The organism is Nonomuraea roseoviolacea subsp. carminata (genome assembly GCF_024172185.1).
Classification (GTDB): Bacteria; Actinomycetota; Actinomycetes; order Streptosporangiales; family Streptosporangiaceae; genus Nonomuraea; species Nonomuraea roseoviolacea.
The window spans coordinates 171,828-191,288 of record NZ_JAMZEC010000001.1; the positions used below are offsets into that span (position 1 = coordinate 171,828).

Genomic DNA, 19,461 nt, shown 5'->3' on the forward strand with positions numbered 1-19,461 from the left:
GCGTTTCGAGCGCCCGTTCGGGGGCAGGCGCTGGTCTCAACACAGAGACCGGAGGCGAAGAACATGTCCACCTTGATCTGGGTGGCCGTCGTCGTGGTCGCGGTGGTGGCGCTCGCCGCAGTCGGCTACGTGGTGCTTCAGCAACAGCGCCGCAGCCGCCTCCGCGCCCGTTTCGGCCCCGAGTACGAACGCCTGATGGCCGAGCACGACAACAAGAAGGAGGCCGAGCAGGAACTGCTGGCCCGCGAGCAGCGGCACGCCGAGCTCGACATCCGGCCCCTTTCCGAGGAGACGCGCAACAGCTACGCCAAGCGGTGGACCGAGGTGCAGGAGCGCTTCGTGGACGCGCCCGGCTTCGCGGTGACCGAAGCGGACCAGCTCGTGACGTCGGTCATGTCCGACCGCGGCTACCCGACGGACGACTTCGAGCAGCGGCTGTCCGACCTGTCCGTGGCCCACGCCTCGACGCTCGACCACTACCGCAAGGCGCATGAGATCAGCGGGCGTGCGGCCCGCAAGGAGGCCTCCACCGAGGAGCTCCGGCAGGCGATGGTGCACTACCGGGCGCTCTTCGAGGAACTGCTCGAAGAGACGACGCGAGGACGGTGAAGGACGTGGGTGAGGAGATGCGGGTGCCGTCGCAGCGCGGCGACCACCCTGGAGACGAGCGACGCGACCAGTGGAACGACCATCGTCACGGCGCGCTCGACGACGTGCGCGGCGACGACGACGTACGGGCGGCGCGGCCGGAGGACGACGACCTCCGCATGATCGTCGATGACGACCGTGACCGTGACCTGGAGCGTGACGGGGTGGCGGGCAGGGCTCACGATCCCGTCCGGGGGACGACGACGGGTGACGACGTCCTGGTGGCCGGCGGTGACGATGACCGCCGCACGCGGAACGACGGTCCCGATGACGACCACCCCGATGACGCCCTCACACGTGACGCTGTGCGCGACGGTGACGGCCGCACGCATGACGTCCCCGGCCCCGGCGACGTACGCGGCTCGGACGACCTCCACGGCTCGGACGATCTCACCGGTGCGAACGACGAGAACGCGCGGCGGGACCCCTACGCCACCGGCGTCTCCACCGGCCCCGGCCCCGCCGTCGACGAGGACCTGACCGGCCCGGCGCACACCGCCCAGGACACGCCCCCGGTGACCGGCGACGACGCCACCGGCGTGGACGGCGGCGCCAAGCCCTCCCACGCCGCCCCGGCCGACATCGTGCTGTTCGATCGGGACCCGGCCGAGGTGCAGGCGCGCTGGCGCGAGCTGCAGGCCGGCTTCGTGGACGACCCGGGTGACGCCGTCAGGCGGGCCGACGGGCTGGTCGGCGAGGTCGTCGAGGCGCTCACGAGCGCGCTGACGTCCCGCACCGGCGAGCTGCGGCAGCGCTGGAGCGGCTCCGGCGAAAACGGCAACGACACCGACACCGACACCGACACCGAGCAGCTCCGCCTGGCGCTGCGCGAGTACAGGACGGTGCTGGAGCGCCTGCTCGCCCTCACCGGCGACAACGCCGGCACGACCACCGGCACCACCACCACAGGGACGAGGTGAGAGGCTCATGCTCGCGGTTGTCGCGGCGATCGTGTTCGGGCTGGGGTTCCTGCTCGACTTGGTCAACGTCCGGATCCCGGGCGGCATCTCCGGCACGACGTTCATGCTCCTGGGGCTGACGTTCCTCGCCCTGCACCAGGCGGGCGTGGGGACGGCGAGCATCCGCAGCGGTTACAGCGGATGGCGCGGACGCACCCGTAGGTAGGACAGAGCATGTGAAAGGCCCCCAGCAGGGGGCCTTTCACATAATAAGTGGACGGATCACGACGACTTTGCCGGAAAGCGCATCACCACCGTGCTGCCCCCGTCACCCACCCGCAGGTGCAGGTCGGAGGAGAGCATGCGGGCGACCCACAGCCCCATGCCGCCGACCGAGCCGGGCATCGGGCCGGGCTTCCACGTGCCGTGGTCGTGCACCTCGACCACGACGTCGCCCTCGTCCACCCACAGCCGCACCCTGGCCTCGTCGTCGCCGTGGGTGACGGCGTTGGTGGCGACCTCGTTCACGGCGATGACGAAGTCGCCGATGGCCTCGTCGGGCATGCCGGCGCGGCGGGCCTCCGTCTCGGCGAAGTGCCGGACCCGCGGCAGGTCCGGCAGCCGGTAGACGATCTTCTTCGCGGGCGTGCCGGGCGGCGGGCCGACGAGACCCGCGTCAGGAGGATGTTCGTCCTCGCGCACCCGGCCGACCGCCCTTTCAGCCCACAAGTTCGGCGCGCAGCTGGTCGAGGACCTTGCGCAGGATCCGGGAGACGTGCATCTGCGAGATGCCGAACTCGGCCGCGATCTCGGCCTGCGTCATGTTGCCGAAGAAGCGCAGGAGCAGGATGTGCTTCTCGCGGGAGGGCAGGGCGTCGATGAGCGGCTTGACCGCCTCGCGGTCGAGCATGGTGCTGAGCGTGTCGTCGTCCTCCGGGATGACGTCGCCGAGCGAGGCGGCGTCGTCGTCGGTGCCGAGCGGCGCGTCCAGCGACAGCGTGCTGTACGCGGCGGAGGCGTCGAGCGTGAGCAGGACGTCCTCCTCGCTGATGTTCATCTTGGCGGCCAGCTCGGCGACGGTCGGCGACCGGCCGAGCGTCTGGCTGAGGTCGGCGACCAGCCGGTTGAGCTCCGAGCGGCGCTCCTGGTAGAGGCGGGGGACGCGGATGGCCCAGGTGCGGTCGCGGAAGTGGCGCTTGACCTCGCCGGTCATCGTGACGACGGCGTAGCCGCGGAAGGCGTGGCCGAGCGTCGGGTCGAAGCCGTTGATGGCCTTCATCAGGCCGACGTACGCGGCCTGGAGCAGGTCCTCCAGCGGCTCACCGCGGTAGCGGTAGCGCCGGGCGATCTCCATGGCCAGCGGACGGTGCATCTCGACGATGCGCTCGCGCAGCCGTTCCCGCAGACTGTCGGGGGTGTCGAGCCTGACCATCTCGGCCAGGAGCTCTTCGGCGGTCATTTCCTCAAGAACGAGGTCCTGCACAGCCATCTCGCTGCTCCTCATATGGGTCGCAGGGGCGGCCTCCACAGGAAAAAAGCCCATGCAGAGGCACGCCTCGCGTCTTACTTCGAGACGAAAGCCCTCTGCTGGACTTCGGATCAAGTATGCCCCATCCCGCGGGACGTATTCCTCCCTGCCGCGGTGACAGTAGGGTTGCTTCGTGACAATGCCGGAGAACGGTGAGGGCGCTGTGGCGGCCCTGAGCCTTACCTCGTCGACCGTCAACGAGATCACTGTGGTCAAGGTCGACGGGGTGCTCGACGCGACGACGCGCGAGCAGTTCGCCGACTACCTGTCCCTGTCGGGGCCGGACCTCATCCTCGATCTCGCGGGCGTGACGTTCATGGACTCGCGCGCGCTGGGGCTGATCGTGCACCAGTGGCAGACCAGCCTGGCCACGAGCTCGCGGTTCGCGCTGGTCGGGGTCGAGTACTCCAAGTCCAAGGTGATGTGGATCACCGGGCTGGCGCAGCGGCTGCCGCTGTACGACACGCTCGACGACGCGCTGGCCGCCATCGGCTGACCCCTCCGTCAGCGGCGTGACTTGCGCTGGTGCTCCTCCACCAGGAGCCGGGCGAGGTCGGCCACCTTGACCTGGTGGTGCTGGGAGATCCGGCGCAGCTCCTCGAAGGCGGCCTCGGCGGTGCAGCCGCTGGTCTGCATGATGATGCCCTTGGCCTGGTCGATGACGGCCCGGCCGTTGAGCGCCTCCTGGAGCTGGGCGGCGTCGGTGCGGACCTCCTCGAAGTCCCACATGTTGCCCATGGCGACGCCGACGTGCTGGCTCAGCATGTCGGCCAGCGCGTGCGCGCCGACCGGGGAGAACGCGCCGGCCCGTACGGAGTAGAGGCCGACCAGCAGCAGCGCGGGGCCGACCTGGATCGGCAGGACGAGGACCGAGCGCACCGCCCAGCGATTGGCCAGGGCGGCGTAGCGGGGCCAGCGGCCCTCGCTGAGCACGTCGCCGACCATCACGCGGCCGGCGGTGCGGCGGGCCTCGGCCGACGGCCCCTCCCCCAGGCGGCGCTCCTCGTCGACCAGCGTGATCAGCTCGCTGTGCGAGCCGGAGACGACGACGCGCTGGTCGCGCCAGTGCTCGGCGGCGCTGCCGGAGCAGCCGGGCACCCCGTCGGCCAGGGCCGTGGTCAGGCCGCGCAGCACGCTCTCGGTGGAGGTGGCCTCGCCGAGGCGGCCGAGCGCCGCGAGGTCACGGGCCAGGCCAGGCGTGATCATCGTCACTGTCGATTCCATAAGCTCGGCTCCCTACCCCTTATAGCTAGCATTATCCAATGTGGCGTAGCGTCAGAGCATGACTGTGCCGGACCTCGAACACGCTCTGGACGCGCTCTCGGCGCGCGTCACGTCTCTGCGTGAGGCGAGGACGGCCTACCCGTCCGAGCTGGCTCCCATTCTCGACGCGGCGCTGGCGGAGCTGGACACCGCCTCCGAGCTGCTGGCCGAGGCGCGCGTCGAGCTGCGCAAGGCCACCGACCGGCGCCAGGGCAAGAAGGACGGGCCGCAGCGGGAGCTGAAGCTGCTGCGGCAGGTGTTCCGGGCGTTCCCCGTGCCGGTGATCGTGCTGGACGGCGGCGGCGTGGTGCGGCGCGTCAACGGCGAGACCTCCCGGGTGCTGGGCAGCCCGGACGGCTACCTGGTGGGCCGCTCGTTCCCGCTGCTGGTGGACGTCTCGCGGCGGGCCGCGTTCCGCTCCCACCTGACGTCGGTGCTCCAGACGGGGCAGCCGGCGGCGTTCGAGACGCGGCTGGCGCACCAGGGGCGCACCCACACGGTGCAGCTCGCGCTGACCCGGCTGACGATGCCGGGCGAGCCACAGCAGATGGTGGCCGCCGTGGCGCTGCCCACCGAGGTCCAGCTCCCCGGACCGGCGGCGGAGCGGCCGGAGCAGTCCGACGGCGAGCTGCTCATGGCAGCGAGCCGGCGGCAGGACCTGCTGGCCCGCATGGCCGCGCTGCTGCTGGACGAGGAGGCGCTGCGGCAGCCGGTCGCGCTGCCCCGCGCCACGCGGCTGCTGGCCGCCGAGTGGGCCGACTGGGTGGTCGCCGACGTCGTGCGGGACGGGATGCCGCGCCGCTCGGTCGTGGTGGCGCCCAAGGACCATCCGCTCGGCGGGCTGGTGCGGCAGGTGGAGGGCGCGGAGCCGGCGGCGAGCCAGGTGGTGGCGCACGTGCTGGAACGCGGCTCGGGCCTGGTCCACGAGATGCTGGACGACGAGACGCTGTTCGGCTTCTCCGCTGACGGGCCGCTGCTGACCGCGATGGGCGCGGGCTCGCTGCTGTGCGTGCCGATCGGCGCCCGCGAGGGCGCGCTGACGCTGGTGCGCGGGCACGACAAGCCGCCGTTCACGCTGGCCGACCTCGGGGTCATGCAGGAGGTCGGCCTGCACCTCGGGCTCGCGGTGCGGGCGCAGCGCAGCTTCCAGCGGCGCGCCAGGGCGGCCGACGCCCTGTCGGCCAGCGTCGCGCCGCGCAACCTGCCGGACGTGCCGGGGTACGAGGCGAGCGCCATCTACCACCCGGGCGCCTCCGTGGGCGCCGAGTTCTACGACGTGTTCCCGGTGGAGGGCGGCTGGGGCTTCGCCCTGGGCGGCGCCGTGGGCAAAGGCGAGGAGGCCGCCTCGGTCAGCGCCATGGTCAGGGGCGGGCTGCGGGTGCTGGGCGCCTGGGAGTCCGACCCGGACGTGGTCATGCGCAAGGTCAACGAGGCGCTCGTCAAGCAGGGCACCGGCATGTTCGTGATGGCGGTGGCGGGGTTCGTGCGCGGGCGCACGATCCGGCTGTCGTCGGCCGGGCACCACCCGGCGGCGCTGTTGCAGCCGGACGGCGGCGTGCGCTTCGCCTCGGGCGGCGGCGTGCCGCTGGGCATCGCGCCGACGGGCGAGACCGGGGTGGAGGAGCTCACGGTCGGCCTGGGCCAGACCCTGGTGCTCTACTCCGAGGGGCTGATCTCCTCGCGCAACGAGGCCGGCGAGCCGTACGGCGAGGAACGGCTGGCGGACGTGCTGGGGCGGTGCGCCGGGCAGTCGCCGGCCACCGTGGTCAAGGCCGTGGAGGCCGACCGCAGCGCGTTCTCGGGCGGCCAGGTGTGGGACGAGATCGTGATCCTCGCCCTGCGCGGCGCCTGACGCCACCCCCTCGGACCTGGCCAATCACCCGCAACCCCCAGATTCCGGTCACGATTTCCTGGAGCCCCATCTCGCCGTTCGCGTTTTTTGTGCGAGAAGTCGGTTCTGTCGGGGTTTGCGTCTGGGGCTGTTCCGGGTAAAGTCTTCAGCACAGATATCCGTGCCTAAGACGCAGGCACACCTTGAAGGCTGTTTCCACACTGCTTTCCACGCTGAGGTGTGCCATGAATATCGCGATCGTCGCATCCGTCAACGGCAGCAAGCGTCACCACATCCACGCCGTGGCCCGTGAGCTGGGGCGTGAGCACCACGTCACGATCTACTCCCGCCGAGACAACGCCGAAGGCAAGCCCAGGACGCGGGTGGCCCCGGGGGTCACGGTGGAGCACATCGACGTGGGCCCGGCGCGTGACCTGACGCCGGACGACGTCGTTCCGTACCTCAACGACATCGGCCGCCACCTGACCAAGCGGTGGAGCCAGGAGCGGCCGGACGTCATCCACGCCCACTCCTGGACCGGCGGGCTCGCCGCCGTCGCCGGCGCCAAGGGCCTGGACGTGCCGGTGACCCAGACCTTCCACTCGGTCGACGCCGCCCACATCAAGCTGGAGCGGGCGCTCGGCCGCCGCGCCAACGCGGTCATCGCGGGCTCCAACGACGAGGAGTCGGCGCTGATCCGGCTCGGCGTGCCGCGCAACAACATCGCGATCGTCCCCTACGGCGTCGACACCGAGCGCTTCCACCGGCAGGGCCCCGCCGCCACGCGCGGCGCCCGCAAGCGGCTGCTGCACGTCGGCGCCCTGTCCCCCGACCGCGGCGCCCACACCGTCGTGCGCGCCCTGCAGGGCCTGACGGACGTCGAGCTGGTCATCGCCGGCGGGCCCGACCCCGACGAGCTGGGCGACGACCGCGACGCGCGCCGGCTGCGGGCCCTGGCCGAGCAGCTCGGCGTGGCCGACCGCGTGACCCTCCTCGGTCAGGTCAAGCGCACCGCCGTCCCCAAGCTCATGCGCGGCGCCGACGCCGTCGTGACCATCCCCCGCGAGGCCGCGACCGGCATCGTCGCCCTGGAGGCCATGGCGTGCGGCGTCCCGGTGATCGCCTCCGCCGTGGGCGCCCACCTCGACTCCGTCATCGACGGCGTCACCGGCCTGCTGGTGCCGCCGGACCGCCCCGCCCAGACCGCGCGCCTGGCCCGCGAGCTGCTCGCCGACGGCACGCTGCGCACCGCGCTCGGCTACGCCGGCGCCGACCGCGCCCGCTCCCGCTACTCCTGGGAGCGCGTCAGCCAGGAGCTCGTCCGCGTGTACGAGGCGGCCTGCGCCTGATCCGAAGCACCCCCGCCCCTCGGCCGGACCCGGTCCCCCGGTGTCCGGCCGGGTGCTTGTAGGGTCCCGGCATGCTGATTCACCCGTGGGACGCCGCCGACGACGAGGGGGCCCTCGCGTACGTCAGGGAGCACGCGTTCGGGCAGCTCATCGCCGCCGGCCGCGACCGCGACCTCCCCGTCGTGGTCCCGACGCAGTTCCTCCTCCAGGACGACCGGACGGTCCTGCTCCACCTGGCCCGCCCCAACCCCGTGTGGGCGGCCGTCGAGGAGAACCCGAAGGTGCTGCTGTCCGTCGCGCACCACTGGGCGTACATCCCGGGCTCGTGGCGGGCCGAGCCGGGCACCGACCCGGCGCTCGGCGTGCCGACCACCTACTACTCGGCCGTCCAGCTCGCCTGCCACGCCGAGATCGTCAAGGACGCCGAGGGCAAGCTGGAGATCCTGCGCGCCCAGCTCGGCGACCTCGACCCGCGGGCGGGCGACCCGGCCGCGATGCCGCGGCTGCTGTCGGGCATCCAGGGGCTGCGGCTGCGGATCGAGGAGGTCCGCGGCAAGTTCAAGTACGACGGGCACAAGGACGCCGCGCACCGGGGGCGGGTGGCGGGCCACCTGTCGGAGCGGGGCGGCCCCGGCGACGCCCCCGCCCTACGGCATCTGTCCTGAGCCGTCACACCAGGCGGGCGGCCTTGAGGCCGAGGTGGACGGCCAGGCGGTCGTCGCCCTCGCCCAGGTCGCGGCCCAGCAGCCGCTCCGCCTTCCCCAGCCGGTAGTACAGCGTCTGGCGGTGGATGCCCAGCTCCGCCGCCGTCTTCTGGGCGTTGCCGCCCAGGTCGAGGTACGTCTCGACGGTGTGGGCCAGCTCCCCGTCCAGCGCGGCGGTCTCGGCCGCCAGCTCCGCCAGGTCGGCCTGGCCGAGCCGGGCCAGCAGCCGGTGCGCGCCGAGGTCCTCCCAGCGGGCGACGGGCGCGAAGCGCGGGAAGTGCTCGGCGATCCGCAGCGCCTGGCGCGCCTCCCGCCAGCTCTGCCAGGCCTCCCCCGGGTCGCGCCGGACCGCCCCGACGCCGGCCGCCGTGCCGTACGCGGCCTGGACCGTGCGCGCCACCTCGCCGGCCAGGTGGGCGGGGGCGAGCAGCGCGACCGGCGAGCCGGGACGGGCCAGCACCCCGCGCGGCAGCGTCCACAGCGCGGCCACCCGGTTGTCCGACTCGCGCACCGCGATCGCGGCGACCGGGCCGGGCACCTCCAGCGAGGCGCCCGCGCGCTCCTCCGGGTCGGCGGACAGCAGCGCCCGCAGCCCGCGGCCGGCGTCGCGGCGGCTGCGCGCCTCCTGGGCCAGCGCGGCGGCGGCGCGGCCCACCAGCGGCTCGGCCCGGCGCAGCAGGTCGTCGGTGAGGCTGCCCGAGTCGAGCAGCCACAGGTAGCCGTAGGTGACGTCCTGGTGCCGCAGCGGCCAGCAGACCCGGGCCAGCACCTTGAGGTCGGCGTCGGCCGGGATGCGGACGGGGTGCCCGGCCCGGACGATGCCGTAGCGTTCGAAGTAGTCGCGGACCTCCGGCGTGGCGCGCCGGCGCAGGATCGACTCCTGGCGCACGGTGTCGATGTCTCCGTGCTGCGCCCCGTACGCGAGCAGCCGGAACGAGCGGTCCTCCAGCGTCGCGGAGGCCCCGAGCAGCCGGGCGAGCTCGTCGACGATGTCCTGCAGATCAGCCGAATTGTCCATGTGTATGACAGCCTGCCACATCGCGCGTTACGAGCGTCGATGGCCCCTTTTGAGCTGGGGTTTTAGATTGGATACATGCTCGGTCAAGTATTGCTCGCCACGTCCCGGAGCGCGCTCGTGCGCCGTTCCGTGTCCGGTTTCCCGCTCACGCGGAAGGTCGTCGACCGGTTCGTCGCCGGCGAGGGTGTCGATGAGGCCCGCAAGGCCGTCGAACGGCTCACCGACGCCAGGCTGACCGTGACCGTGGACCATCTCGGCGAGGAGACCCGCGACGCGGGGGCCGCCGCCGCGACGGCCAAGGCGTACGTGACGCTGCTGGAGTCGCTGCGGCCGCTCGGCCTCGGCTCGCGCGCGGAGGTGTCGGTCAAGCTGTCGGCGGTCGGCCAGCAGTTCGACGAGGCGCTGGCGCTGGCCCACGCCCGCGAGATCTGCGCCGCCGCCGCCGCGAACGGCTCGCCCGTCACCCTCGACATGGAGGACCACACCACCGTCGACTCGACGCTCGGCATCCTGCGCACGCTGCGCGAGGACTTCCCGTCGACGGGCGTGGCCATCCAGGCGTACCTGTTCCGCAGCGTCCAGGACTGCCGTGACCTGGCCGTCGAGGGCAGCCGGGTGCGCCTGGTCAAGGGCGCCTACCGGGAGCCCGCCTCGGTCGCCCACCAGAGCAAGGGCGACGTCGACCGGGCGTACGTGCGATGCCTGCGGATCCTCATGGCGGGGAAGGGGTATCCCATGGTGGCGACGCACGACGACCGGCTGATCGCCGTGACCGAGCTGCTCGCCGACCGCTTCGGCCGCTCCGTCGGCGACTACGAGTACCAGATGCTCTACGGCATCCGGACCGACCGGCAGGAGGCCCTGGCCGGGGCCGGTCACACCGTCCGCGTCTACATCCCGTACGGCGACGACTGGTACGGCTACTTCATGCGCCGCCTGGCCGAGCGCCCGGCCAACGTCGCCTTCTTCCTTCGTGCCCTTGGGGGTAAGTAAATGGACGCCATTACCAACGTGCCCACGCCGGCCAACGAGCGGGTGTACTCCTACGCGCCGGGCAGCGCCGAGCGCACCACGCTGGAGAACCGGATCAAGGAGCTGTCCGGGGCGTCGATCGACCTGACGATGACGATCGGCGGCCGGCAGCGGATGGGCGGCGGCGCGCCGATCGACGTCGTGCAGCCGCACAACAAGGCGTCCGTGCTCGGCGTCACCCACGACGCCACCGCGCAGGACGTCCAGGAGGCGATCGACACGGCGCTGGCCGCCGCGCCCGCGTGGCGGTCGCTGTCGTTCGACGAGCGGGCCGCGGTGTTCCTGCGGGCCGCCGACCTGCTGGCGGGCCCGTGGCGCGCGACGCTGAACGCCGCCACCATGCTCGGCCAGTCGAAGACGGCGCAGCAGGCGGAGATCGACTCGGCCTGCGAGCTGATCGACTTCTTCCGCTTCAACGTGGCGTACGCGCGCCAGCTCCACGCCGACCAGCCGGCGTCGTCGCCCGGCGTGTGGAACCGGATGGAGTACCGGCCGCTCGAGGGCTTCGTGCTGGCGATCACGCCGTTCAACTTCACCGCCATCGCCGGCAACCTGCCGACGGCCGCCGCCCTGATGGGCAACGTCGTGGTCTGGAAGCCGTCGCCCACGCAGCAGTTCGCGGCGCACTTCACCATGCGCCTGCTGGAGGAGGCCGGCCTGCCGCCGGGCGTGATCAACATGGTCACGGGCAACGGCCAGGCCGTCTCGGAGGTGGCGCTGGCCCACCCCGAGCTCGCCGGCATCCACTTCACCGGCTCGACCGCGACGTTCCAGCACCTGTGGCGGACGGTCGGCACCAACATCGGCACCTACCGGGGCTACCCGCGCCTGGTCGGCGAGACCGGCGGCAAGGACTTCGTGCTCGCCCACCCGTCGGCCGACCTCGCCGGCCTGCGCACGGCGCTGATCCGGGGCGCCTTCGAGTACCAGGGCCAGAAGTGCTCGGCCGCCTCGCGGGCCTACGTCCCGCGCTCGCTGTGGACGCGGATGCGCGACGACTTCGTGGCCATGGCCGAGTCGCTCACCGTGGGCGACGTCACGGAGGACCTGTCCACGTTCATGGGCGCCGTCATCGACGGACGCGCCTTCGCCAAGCACAAGGCCGCCATCGACCGCGCCCGCCAGGCCGGCGGCGTGAACGTGCTCACCGGCTCCTACGACGACTCCACCGGCTACTTCGTCAAGCCGACCATCGTGGAGTGCGCCGACCCCACGGACGAGGTCTTCGTCAAGGAGTACTTCGGCCCGATCCTCGGCGTCCACGTCTACGAGGACGGCGACTTCGACCGGGTGCTCGACCAGATGGAGGCCGTCACGCCGTACGCGCTGACCGGCTCGCTCATCGCCCAGGACCGGTACGCGATCGCCTCGGCCTCGGAGCGGCTGCGCTTCGCGGCGGGCAACTTCTACGTCAACGACAAGCCGACGGGCGCGGTCGTGGGCCAGCAGCCGTTCGGCGGCGCCCGCGCCTCGGGCACCAACGACAAGGCGGGCTCGATCTTCAACCTGATCCGCTGGGTGAACGCCCGCACGATCAAGGAGACGTTCGTGGCGCCGGTCGTCACCGGCCCGTACCGCGGCGACGTGCCGCAGTCCGGCTTCGAGCAGCCCGACCTGAAGAAGCTCGGCTACTGACCGCCTGACACGAAGATCCCCGGGAGCCTGCCCTCCCGGGGATCTTCCTTTTTCCGCGGCATTGACATGACTCCCGTCCGTGGAATCAGATGATCACAATGGTCAAGTCGTCGAGAGATGAGGATGCTTCATGCCGTTATCCGCAGCTCGCGTCACCCTCGGCAGCGCCACGGTCGCCCTCGCGATGCTCCTCACCACACCCCCCGCGAACGCCGTCCCCGTCACCCACAGCGCCGTCACCCGGGACGGTGTCGACCGCCGGGTCCTGCTGACCCCGGCGGAGCAGCCCCCGGCCGGCGAGGCGTACGGGGAGCCGTGGATCAACCCGTACTTCGAGCCCGCCGTCACCGGCCCGACCTGCTGGCGGTACGGGCGCGCCACGGGCGCGAGCGCGGGCCTCAGCGCCCGCTTCTCCACCCCGACCTGGTTCCACGCCTACAACGACGTGTGGGTCTTCCCCAGCGCGGACGCGGCGGCGGCCTTCGAGCGGCAGTGGCGGGCCGACCTGGCCACCTGCGTCGACCGCAACCCGCCGGGCGAGTCCGGCTCGTTCGTCCTCGACGTCACGAAGGCGGGCGAGGCCGGCGGCGTGGACGTCCTGCGCGTCACCTCCGGCCTCAACCCCTACCCCCAGACCCAGCACTGGTGGGTGGCCGTGGTGCGGCAGGGCACCGCCGTGTACGCCGTCCAGCTCCTCGACTACCGCGACGGCGACCCGCGGCCCGTGCCCTTCGACGACACCGTCGCCGCGATCAGGAAGCGGCTCGCCACGTACTATCCCTGACCCGCGCCGGCCGGGGTGAGGCCGTCACGCGTCGCACGGCTCGTACACGGAGGACCGATGGGGTCACCCGGCCGGGGCCAGGCGGCCCAGGGGCGCCGTGGGCAGGGCGATCCAGCCCTCCGTGGCGGCCGGGGCGGCCTGGCGCCCCTCCGGGACGGTGACCAGGCCGAGGGCCGAGGCCCGGGCGGCGAGCGCGGACACGACGGCGTCCGTGGCGTCGTCCGAGGCCCGGCAGAGCCGCTCGTACGGGCCGAGGTCCAGCCACGGCGCCTCGGCGAGCAGCCGGTCCACGAGCCGGCCCAGCTCGGCGAGGTTGGCGGCGCGCTTGTACCCCCGGTACGGCAGCCCCCACAGCTTCAGGCAGGCCGCCGGGTACACCTCCACGACCGCGCCGCCCCCGCCCCGCTCCACGGGAGCGCCCCGCCGCGCCAGCTCGGCCAGCAGGGCGGCGCAGCGCATGGTGGCGTGCCCGATGCGGTCGGCCGACACGCTCAGCGGCGTCAGCCCGGTCCGCTCGCGCACCACCTGGTCGGTGACCCGCAACGCCAGGTCGCGCCGCCAGTCGCGGCCCGCGCGCCCCTCCGGCACCCGGACGCGCCCGGCGCGGTGCGCGGCGACGAAGTCGACGAACCGGTCGGGCCAGCCGAGGGGACAGTCGATCCCCGCCCTGCCGTCGGCCGTCACCGCCCCTGCCACCGCCTCGACGACGAGGGCGTCGTCCGCCACGGTCTCCACCCGGACGAGCCGCGCCCGGCCGTCGCGCCAGTCGAGCCACGCCACCGCGGTCCGCACGGCCTCGGCGGCCAGGTCGACGCCGACGGTCAGCATGCCTCCACGATAGGGCTCGGGCTCCCGGCCACGGGGCCTCGCTCACGCGCAGGGGCGGGAGGCCCGGGGTCAAGGGTGGCCGACCGTGCGCGTGGCCACCCGTTCGTAGTGGTTGGACTCGTCGTAGCGGTAGACGCCGAAGCTCCCTTCCCGCACGTCACCGTTGCTGTCGAACTCGATGCGCCCGCTGAGCCCGTCGTAGTCGATGTCGACGCCCGCCCGCACCAGCGCGGCGCAGTCCCGGTAGGACGTGCACCGCCGCCCGCCGGAGCTCACCTCCGCCAGGCGCGCCGCGATCGACTGGCCGAGATCGCTGTGCGCCGCCTCGGCCGCCAGGGCCCCCAGCACCACCGCGTCGTACGCCTCCGCCGCGTAGCCGAGGTCGTCGTGCTGGGGATCGGCCCTCCTCATGCGGGCCGCGAACGCGCCGGCGGGGTCGCTTCCGGCGAGCGTGCCCTGCGCGCCCGCCAGCACTCCCGCGGGGACCCTGTCGGCGTACTGGACGAGGTTGGCGTCGGTCAGGTACCAGTTCTGGTCACGGGCGGTGAGGCCACGCCGGGCCAGCTCGCGGATCAAGGGCACGGTCTCCTCGAATCCGATCATCACCAGAGCGTCCGGGCGGGCCTCGGCGACGCGGGCGGCGTACCGGGCGAAGTCCCGGGTCCCGGGCCGGTACACCAGGCGGTCGAGCACCTTCACGCCATGGGCGGCCAGCGCTCGCCGGGCGCCGCCGGACACGTCATCGCCGTAGGCGTCGTCCAGCGTGACGATCATCGCGGTACGGTTGCCCTCCTCGGCGGCGAGCCGGCCGAGCAGCTCGCCCTGCAGGGTGTCGGCGGCCACGGTCCGGAAGTACATGCCCTGGTCGTACGCGTCGGTGAGTTCGCCCGCGGTCGCGGCCGGGGAGATCATCGTGACGCCGGCGTCGGTGACCTCGTCCAGGACGCGCAGGGAGAGCGTGCTGGACGCGGGACCGACGACGAGGTCCACGCCCCGTTCGACGAGGCCGGCCGCCTGGCTCGTCGCGATGTCGGGACTCGTGTCGCCGGAATCCGCTTCGAGGAGCCGGACCGGCCTGCCGAGCACACCGCCCGCCGCGTTCACGTCCTCGACGGCCAGCCGCGCGCCGTTGCCGGTGGACGAGCCGATGAAGTAGAGCAGCCCGGTGCGGGGCAGCAGGGTGCCCACGGTCAGGACGCCGTCGCCCCCGGCCGCTCCCGGCGCCGGGGTCGCCGGGACGGCCGGTCCGGCAGGGCCGGCCGGGCCGGCCGGGGTCGCCGCCGCGGGCGCCGGCGTGAGCCCTCGCGCGCCGGAACGGGAGGCGTAGACCGCGACGGCGAGGGCCACGACGAGCGCGGCCGCGACCTTCCGGAGCCGGGAGGCACGGCCGGACCGTACCGGGGCCGAGCGAACGGGATCGGCCCGGCCTGGCACGTGGTCGAGCGCGGGATCGCCGGCCAGGATGGCCGACTCCAGGCCGCGCAGCTCGGGGCCCGGTTCGAGGCCGAGCTCCGCCACGATGACCCTGCGCGCGGCCTGGTAGGCGTCCAGCGCCTCGGCCTGCCGTCCCGAGCGGTAGAGGGCGAGCATGAGCTGAGCGTGTAGCCGTTCACGCAGGGGGTGGGCGGCCGTGAGCGCGCGCAGCTCACCGATGAGCGCTCGATGACGGCCGAGGTCCAGTTCGACGTCGACCCATTCCTCGATCGCCGCGGCACGCAGTTCGTCCAGGCGCACCGCGTAGTCCCTCCCCGCGCCGCCGCCCAGGTCGGCGCCTTCGAAGGCGCTGCCCCGCCACGGTTCGAGAGCTTCGCGGTACAGCGCGGCGACACCGGCGGCGTCCGCCGGGCCGCCGCCCGCCCGGGCTCTGTCGAGCGCTCGCTCGAACCGGAGAGCGTCGACCTCCTCCGGCCGGACGGCGAGGGCGTACCCGCGCTCCAGGCGCGCGACACGGTCGCCGTCGCCGAGCCTCCGGCGCAGCCTGGTCACGTAGAGCCGGAGGTTGTGGCTCGCGGAGGGAGGCGGGTCGCCGGGCCACAGGGCGTCGATCAGCCGCGCGGTCGGCACTGGCTCGTTGGGACTGGCCAGCAACGCGGCCAGGAGCGCGCACTCCTTCGGCGCGGTGAGCCGGGATGACGTGTCCCCCCACCGGATCTCGATGGGTCCCAGAACCCGGATGTCCATGACCGGCTCGCCCCCGTTCGTCGTGACATCGAGATAGCGGACGGAGGACCTCCGCCGCAAGAAACGCTGGTCGAAGCCATATATGCGCAGATATACGGAAGCTGTATACGGCTGCCTATACGGGCCGTCGAGCACGGTGGCCGGCATGAAACACATCGCGAAGTCCGCCGCGGCGGCGTTGCTGTGCGTCCCCGCGCTGTCCCTGCCCGCGCTGTCCCCGTCCGCGCCGGCCCTCGCCTCGGACCGGCCGGCGTGGGAGCACACCGCGGGAGAGCTGAGGAACGCCCTGCTCACGACGGACGACGGCTTGTCCGGCTACGAGGTGCGTCATGTGGCGACCGGCACCGCGGCGCGCTTCCTCGCCGGGAGGACCAGGCAGCGGAGCTGGGCCGGCCGCCTCGTGCCCGCCCGGTGCCGGACCTCGGCCACGGCCGGCCTGCTGTTCGACCCCGCCAAGGTGGCGCGGTTCCCCGACGCTCCGGCGGCCGCGGTCGAGATGTGGGGTGACAGGGCCCTGGGCGAGACGCTCGTCTCGGTGCCCGGCGACCTGCCACGGGCGGCGGTCGAAGGGCGGCTTCCACGCGGGTGCGGCGCGTTCCGCGCGAGACATGGAGGGAAGACCATCACGATCCGGGTGCGGAGGCTCTCCGAGGACGTGCTGCCGGACATCCCCGGCGCGACGGTGAGCGGGTTCAAGCGCGTGACCCCGGCCGGCGTGTGGGGGAACACCCGGCCGGGCGAGACGAACCTCATCGTGGTCAGGTCGGGGAGACTGGTCCTGGAGACCTTCACCGACGCCTTCGGCCCCGTGGACGCCTACTCCGCCGAGTTCACGCTCAAGGCGTGGCGACAGGCCCTCGAACGCCTGCGTTGACGATCCCACGAGCCCGCTCGGCGACGGCGGCGCGGGTAGGGTGCCGGTATGGAGATGGCGTACGGGACGCCCGCTCCCCCGCTGCGTCCGCTGATCGCGCACTACCACGGCTACCGCGAGCGCGGCGCGGTCCCCGGCCTGCACCGGGGACTGCCGTCGCCGTTCCTGACGCTCATCGTGGCCCTCGACGACCCGCTCGTCATCGCGGCCCACCCCGACCCGGCGCAGGCCCCGGGACGCTACGACACGCTGGCCGGGGGCCTGCACACCGCGCCCGCGCTGGTCACCCACGAAGGGCGGCAGGCCGGCGTGCAGCTCGCGCTCAGCCCGCTGGGCGCCCGCGCGCTGCTGGGCGTGCCGGCGGGCGAGCTGAGCGGGCTGGACGTGGACGGGGCCGACCTGCTCGGCCGTGCCGCGCACGAGCTGCACGAGCGCCTGAACGCGGCGCCGGACTGGGCGGCGCGGTTCGCGGTCCTGGACGAGCTGCTGCTGCGCCGGGCCGCGCGGCGCGGTGCCGAGGTGCCCGCCGAGGTCCGGCGGGCCTGGCGGGCGCTGCTGGCGGGCGGCGGCGGGGTGCCGGTGGGCGAGCTGGCCCGCGACGTCGGCTGGAGCGCCCGCCATCTGGGCTCCCGGTTCGCCGCCGAGATCGGGCTGTCGCCCAAGGCGGCCGCCCGGGTGATCCGGTTCGACCGGGCGCGCCGGCTCCTGCAGCGCCGCGTCACGGGCGGCCGGCCGCCGCGGCTGGCCGACCTGGCCGCCGCGTGCGGCTACTACGACCAGGCGCACCTGGCCCGGGAGTTCCGCGACCTCGCCGGGTGCCCGCCCTCCCGCTGGCTCGCCGAGGACGCCGGGCTGGTGGAGGACGCGGGCCTGGTGGAGGAGTCTCACGACACGATCACCCGCGGTTCCGAAACGTCCAAGCCCGGGCCGCCTCCCCCGGCGCACCATGATGAGCATGACGACAACGACACCGGCACCCCAGGTCTGGCCCACGCTGCGCGCCCGTAACGCCCGCGGGCTCATCGCGTTCCTCGTCGAGGCGTTCGGCTTCGAGGAGACCGCCGTGTACGGCGAGGGCGAGCGCGTCGACCACGCCCAGCTCGACTGGCCGCCCGGCGGCGGGATCATGCTCGGCTCCGACCGGGAGGGCGACGAGGAGAACCCCTGGCGGCTGCCGCCCGGCACGTTCGGCGCGTACGCCGTCACCGACGACCCCGACGCGCTGTTCGAGCGGGCCGTGAAGGCCGGGGCGGAGGTGCTGTACGGGCCGCGCGACACGGACTACGGCTCGCGCGAGTTCGCGGTCCGCGACCCGGAGGGCAACCTGTGGTCCTTCGGCTCGTACCGGGGAGAGCCCCGCCGCGCCTGACCCCGGGCCGCCGTCCCGGAACGCGGCCGGAGGCCCGGTGATCAGTGGGTGAGGAGCTCGCTCGTCCGGTCGGCGAGGAGGCGTGGTTGCTCGGCCTGGATGAGGTGCCCCGAGGCGACGTCCTCGTGGCACCCGTCGGGCAGGGTCTCGGCGTAGCGGCGCTGGTGCTCGCGGATGGAGGCGTGTTGAGCTTCTCGCCCCTTGGCGGGGCGGGCCGCGGACAGCACGATCGTCGGGCATTTCGGGGGCCGGGGCGGCCTGGCGCGGAACTGCGGGATGGCGGCGGCCACCGCCCGCATCTCCCTGCGGGTCTGGGAGGTCCCGGCGGGGGTGAAGTCCTCCGCGAGCATGGTGCGGTAGGTGTCGGCGGAGTACAGGCGCCTCATGTCGCCGCTGAACAGCCGCGCCAGGGGAGGGAATCGGGTGAGCGTCTGCGTCACGGCCAGCATGCGGTCGACCTTCTCGACGGTCCGGTCCCAGGTGTCGTACACCGGGGAGGTCTCCGGTGTGGGGTCGACCAGCAGCAGGCCCCGCAGCCGGGGCCCCAGGCGCTCGACGGCACGGCGGGCGACCAGGCCGCCCATGCTGTGCGCGACGAGCACGAATCCGCCCGGGACGACGGCCTCGGTCATGGCGACCAGGTCGGCGGCCAGGTCGTCGATGGAGAGCCGGCCGGTGGCGCGGCCGTCGGCCACGCGTCCGGCGCGGTCGTAGGCCACCAGCCGCGCCTTGCCGGCCAGCGGCGCCAGCACCGGGTCCCAGCAGGTGCGGCCGCAGCCCGCGCCCGCCTCGAAGACCACCCACCCCGGCCCCTCGCCGGACTCCTCGACGTAGACGTGCCGGCCGTTCACCGGCACCGCCCGTCCCGGCAGCTCGCGCATGCCGATCACCTCCGCCTCAACGTTTTCACTTTTGATAACGGTATCTCATATGAAATCGTTGGGCCATGGACCCTGTCGAGCAGCTGCTGCACCCCGTGCGGCTGCGCATCGTGCACGCCCTGTCCGCCGCGGGCACGCTGACCGTCGCGCAGATGTGCGCCCGCATGCCCGAGATCCCGAAGATCACGCTCTACCGCCAGGTCGCCCAGCTCACCGAGGGCGGGTTCGTGGAGGTGGACGGTGAGCAGCGGGTGCGCGGCGCCGTCGAGCGCCGCTACCGGCTGCGCCGGGACCGGCCCGCGATCGACGCCGGCGCGGCCGCCGCGATGTCCCCCGACGACCACCGCCGCGGGTTCGCCGCGGCCATGGCCGTCCTGATCGCCGAGTTCAACGCCTACCTGGACCGCGAGGGCGCCGACCCGGCCGCCGACTCGGTCTCCTACCGGCAGGGCACCCTGTGGCTGAGCCCCGACGAGCTCACCGCGATGACGGCCGACCTGCTCGCGGTGCTGCGCGACCGGCTGGCCAACGCGCCCGCGCCGGGCCGCGCACCCTATCTCCTCAGCGCGATCCTGTTCCCCGCCGGGCAGCCGCCCACGCCTCCGGCCGGAGGCTAGCCGGTGCCGGTCCCGCTTCC

21 protein-coding genes are annotated in these 19,461 nt (G+C 73.4%); 14 read left to right on the plus strand and 7 right to left on the minus strand.

Annotated features, from left to right (window positions below; genetic code table 11):
* The first annotated feature begins 63 nt into the window (after positions 1-63).
* Genes HD595_RS00735 through HD595_RS00745 form a run of 3 tightly spaced genes read left to right on the plus strand, consistent with a single transcriptional unit; the run spans position 64 to position 1,773 of the window.
* The gene (locus tag HD595_RS00735) at positions 64-609 is read left to right on the plus strand and encodes a hypothetical protein (RefSeq protein WP_253765001.1); all 546 of its coding nucleotides are present in this window, start codon (positions 64-66) and stop codon (positions 607-609) included.
* A 5-nt stretch (positions 610-614) separates the two neighbouring features.
* The gene (locus HD595_RS00740) at positions 615-1,568 is read left to right on the plus strand and encodes a hypothetical protein (RefSeq protein ID WP_253765002.1); all 954 of its coding nucleotides are present in this window, start codon (positions 615-617) and stop codon (positions 1,566-1,568) included.
* 7 nt (positions 1,569-1,575) lie between these two features.
* Positions 1,576-1,773, plus strand: a complete 198-nt coding sequence (locus tag HD595_RS00745; RefSeq protein ID WP_253765003.1) for a hypothetical protein — start codon at positions 1,576-1,578, stop codon at positions 1,771-1,773.
* Between the two features lie 56 nt (positions 1,774-1,829).
* On the opposite strand, the gene HD595_RS00750 is transcribed toward HD595_RS00745, so the two are convergent.
* Both HD595_RS00750 and HD595_RS00755 read right to left on the minus strand, forming a co-directional pair.
* Positions 1,830-2,249 (minus strand): ATP-binding protein, encoded by a 420-nt coding sequence (locus tag HD595_RS00750; RefSeq protein ID WP_253765004.1) that lies wholly within the window; start codon positions 2,247-2,249, stop codon positions 1,830-1,832.
* 16 nt (positions 2,250-2,265) lie between these two features.
* On the minus strand, positions 2,266-3,036 hold the full coding sequence (locus tag HD595_RS00755; protein ID WP_344578524.1) for a SigB/SigF/SigG family RNA polymerase sigma factor: 771 nt from the start codon (positions 3,034-3,036) through the stop codon (positions 2,266-2,268).
* Positions 3,037-3,214: 178 nt separating this feature from the next.
* Here HD595_RS00755 and HD595_RS00760 point away from each other — a divergent pair, with 178 nt between their 5' ends.
* Positions 3,215-3,571, plus strand: coding sequence for an STAS domain-containing protein (locus HD595_RS00760; protein ID WP_253780997.1), 357 nt, complete (start codon positions 3,215-3,217; stop codon positions 3,569-3,571).
* 8 nt (positions 3,572-3,579) lie between these two features.
* Here HD595_RS00760 and HD595_RS00765 read toward each other — a convergent pair whose 3' ends face one another.
* The gene (locus HD595_RS00765; RefSeq protein ID WP_253765006.1) at positions 3,580-4,299 is read right to left on the minus strand and encodes a GAF and ANTAR domain-containing protein; all 720 of its coding nucleotides are present in this window, start codon (positions 4,297-4,299) and stop codon (positions 3,580-3,582) included.
* 58 nt (positions 4,300-4,357) lie between these two features.
* Between HD595_RS00765 and HD595_RS00770 the strand changes: the two genes are divergently transcribed.
* The 3 genes from HD595_RS00770 (at position 4,358) to HD595_RS00780 (ending at position 8,183) form a co-directional block, all read left to right on the plus strand.
* On the plus strand, positions 4,358-6,190 hold the full coding sequence (locus tag HD595_RS00770) for a SpoIIE family protein phosphatase (RefSeq protein WP_253765007.1): 1,833 nt from the start codon (positions 4,358-4,360) through the stop codon (positions 6,188-6,190).
* A 224-nt stretch (positions 6,191-6,414) separates the two neighbouring features.
* Entirely contained in the window at positions 6,415-7,518 is a 1,104-nt protein-coding gene (locus HD595_RS00775; protein WP_253765008.1) for a glycosyltransferase, read from the plus strand.
* A 71-nt stretch (positions 7,519-7,589) separates the two neighbouring features.
* Positions 7,590-8,183, plus strand: coding sequence for an FMN-binding negative transcriptional regulator (locus tag HD595_RS00780; RefSeq protein ID WP_253765009.1), 594 nt, complete (start codon positions 7,590-7,592; stop codon positions 8,181-8,183).
* 4 nt (positions 8,184-8,187) lie between these two features.
* Here HD595_RS00780 and HD595_RS00785 read toward each other — a convergent pair whose 3' ends face one another.
* Positions 8,188-9,240 carry a PucR family transcriptional regulator gene (locus HD595_RS00785; RefSeq protein ID WP_253765010.1) on the minus strand — a complete coding sequence of 351 codons (1,053 nt, stop codon included), beginning with the start codon at positions 9,238-9,240 and terminating at the stop codon, positions 8,188-8,190.
* Between the two features lie 75 nt (positions 9,241-9,315).
* On the opposite strand from HD595_RS00785, the gene HD595_RS00790 reads away from it, so the two are divergent.
* The 3 genes from HD595_RS00790 to HD595_RS00800 all read left to right on the plus strand — a co-directional run bounded on the left by HD595_RS00790 (position 9,316) and on the right by HD595_RS00800 (position 12,691).
* Positions 9,316-10,233, plus strand: coding sequence for a proline dehydrogenase family protein (locus tag HD595_RS00790; protein ID WP_253765011.1), 918 nt, complete (start codon positions 9,316-9,318; stop codon positions 10,231-10,233).
* Positions 10,234-11,907 (plus strand): L-glutamate gamma-semialdehyde dehydrogenase, encoded by a 1,674-nt coding sequence (gene pruA, locus HD595_RS00795; protein ID WP_253765012.1) that lies wholly within the window; start codon positions 10,234-10,236, stop codon positions 11,905-11,907. It begins immediately after the preceding gene.
* Positions 11,908-12,037: 130 nt separating this feature from the next.
* On the plus strand, positions 12,038-12,691 hold the full coding sequence (locus HD595_RS00800) for a hypothetical protein (RefSeq protein WP_253765013.1): 654 nt from the start codon (positions 12,038-12,040) through the stop codon (positions 12,689-12,691).
* 63 nt (positions 12,692-12,754) lie between these two features.
* On the opposite strand, the gene HD595_RS00805 is transcribed toward HD595_RS00800, so the two are convergent.
* A complete protein-coding gene (locus tag HD595_RS00805) occupies positions 12,755-13,519 on the minus strand; it encodes a DUF429 domain-containing protein (RefSeq protein WP_253765014.1) in 765 nt (254 codons plus the stop codon).
* 69 nt (positions 13,520-13,588) lie between these two features.
* The gene (locus HD595_RS00810) at positions 13,589-15,700 is read right to left on the minus strand and encodes an ABC transporter substrate-binding protein (protein WP_253765015.1); all 2,112 of its coding nucleotides are present in this window, start codon (positions 15,698-15,700) and stop codon (positions 13,589-13,591) included.
* Positions 15,701-15,845: 145 nt separating this feature from the next.
* Between HD595_RS00810 and HD595_RS00815 the strand changes: the two genes are divergently transcribed.
* The 3 genes from HD595_RS00815 to HD595_RS00825 are packed head-to-tail and all read left to right on the plus strand — an operon-like array spanning position 15,846 to position 17,943.
* On the plus strand, positions 15,846-16,574 hold the full coding sequence (locus HD595_RS00815; RefSeq protein ID WP_253765016.1) for a hypothetical protein: 729 nt from the start codon (positions 15,846-15,848) through the stop codon (positions 16,572-16,574).
* Between the two features lie 48 nt (positions 16,575-16,622).
* Positions 16,623-17,582, plus strand: coding sequence for a helix-turn-helix domain-containing protein (locus HD595_RS00820; RefSeq protein WP_253765017.1), 960 nt, complete (start codon positions 16,623-16,625; stop codon positions 17,580-17,582).
* On the plus strand, positions 17,530-17,943 hold the full coding sequence (locus tag HD595_RS00825; protein WP_253765018.1) for a VOC family protein: 414 nt from the start codon (positions 17,530-17,532) through the stop codon (positions 17,941-17,943). The genes HD595_RS00820 and HD595_RS00825 overlap by 53 nt, the downstream gene beginning before the upstream one ends.
* 41 nt (positions 17,944-17,984) lie before the next feature.
* On the opposite strand, the gene HD595_RS00830 is transcribed toward HD595_RS00825, so the two are convergent.
* The gene (locus HD595_RS00830) at positions 17,985-18,824 is read right to left on the minus strand and encodes an alpha/beta fold hydrolase (RefSeq protein WP_253765019.1); all 840 of its coding nucleotides are present in this window, start codon (positions 18,822-18,824) and stop codon (positions 17,985-17,987) included.
* A gap of 65 nt (positions 18,825-18,889) precedes the next feature.
* Here HD595_RS00830 and HD595_RS00835 point away from each other — a divergent pair, with 65 nt between their 5' ends.
* The gene (locus HD595_RS00835; protein WP_253765020.1) at positions 18,890-19,441 is read left to right on the plus strand and encodes a helix-turn-helix domain-containing protein; all 552 of its coding nucleotides are present in this window, start codon (positions 18,890-18,892) and stop codon (positions 19,439-19,441) included.
* Positions 19,442-19,461 lie beyond the last annotated feature (20 nt).

Coding starts and splice junctions, on each gene's coding strand:
- HD595_RS00735 (WP_253765001.1), top strand. CDS start 64: ATGTCCACCTTGATCTGGGTGGCCGTCGTCGTGGTCGCGGTGGTGGCG.
- HD595_RS00745 (WP_253765003.1), top strand. CDS start 1,576: ATGCTCGCGGTTGTCGCGGCGATCGTGTTCGGGCTGGGGTTCCTGCTC.
- HD595_RS00755 (WP_344578524.1), bottom strand. CDS start 3,036: ATGGCTGTGCAGGACCTCGTTCTTGAGGAAATGACCGCCGAAGAGCTC.
- HD595_RS00760 (WP_253780997.1), top strand. CDS start 3,215: ATGCCGGAGAACGGTGAGGGCGCTGTGGCGGCCCTGAGCCTTACCTCG.
- HD595_RS00765 (WP_253765006.1), bottom strand. CDS start 4,299: ATGGAATCGACAGTGACGATGATCACGCCTGGCCTGGCCCGTGACCTC.
- HD595_RS00770 (WP_253765007.1), top strand. CDS start 4,358: ATGACTGTGCCGGACCTCGAACACGCTCTGGACGCGCTCTCGGCGCGC.
- HD595_RS00775 (WP_253765008.1), top strand. CDS start 6,415: ATGAATATCGCGATCGTCGCATCCGTCAACGGCAGCAAGCGTCACCAC.
- HD595_RS00780 (WP_253765009.1), top strand. CDS start 7,590: ATGCTGATTCACCCGTGGGACGCCGCCGACGACGAGGGGGCCCTCGCG.
- HD595_RS00785 (WP_253765010.1), bottom strand. CDS start 9,240: ATGGACAATTCGGCTGATCTGCAGGACATCGTCGACGAGCTCGCCCGG.
- HD595_RS00790 (WP_253765011.1), top strand. CDS start 9,316: ATGCTCGGTCAAGTATTGCTCGCCACGTCCCGGAGCGCGCTCGTGCGC.
- pruA (WP_253765012.1), top strand. CDS start 10,234: ATGGACGCCATTACCAACGTGCCCACGCCGGCCAACGAGCGGGTGTAC.
- HD595_RS00800 (WP_253765013.1), top strand. CDS start 12,038: ATGCCGTTATCCGCAGCTCGCGTCACCCTCGGCAGCGCCACGGTCGCC.
- HD595_RS00805 (WP_253765014.1), bottom strand. CDS start 13,519: ATGCTGACCGTCGGCGTCGACCTGGCCGCCGAGGCCGTGCGGACCGCG.
- HD595_RS00810 (WP_253765015.1), bottom strand. CDS start 15,700: ATGGACATCCGGGTTCTGGGACCCATCGAGATCCGGTGGGGGGACACG.
- HD595_RS00815 (WP_253765016.1), top strand. CDS start 15,846: ATGAAACACATCGCGAAGTCCGCCGCGGCGGCGTTGCTGTGCGTCCCC.
- HD595_RS00820 (WP_253765017.1), top strand. CDS start 16,623: ATGGAGATGGCGTACGGGACGCCCGCTCCCCCGCTGCGTCCGCTGATC.
- HD595_RS00825 (WP_253765018.1), top strand. CDS start 17,530: ATGACGACAACGACACCGGCACCCCAGGTCTGGCCCACGCTGCGCGCC.
- HD595_RS00830 (WP_253765019.1), bottom strand. CDS start 18,824: ATGCGCGAGCTGCCGGGACGGGCGGTGCCGGTGAACGGCCGGCACGTC.
- HD595_RS00835 (WP_253765020.1), top strand. CDS start 18,890: ATGGACCCTGTCGAGCAGCTGCTGCACCCCGTGCGGCTGCGCATCGTG.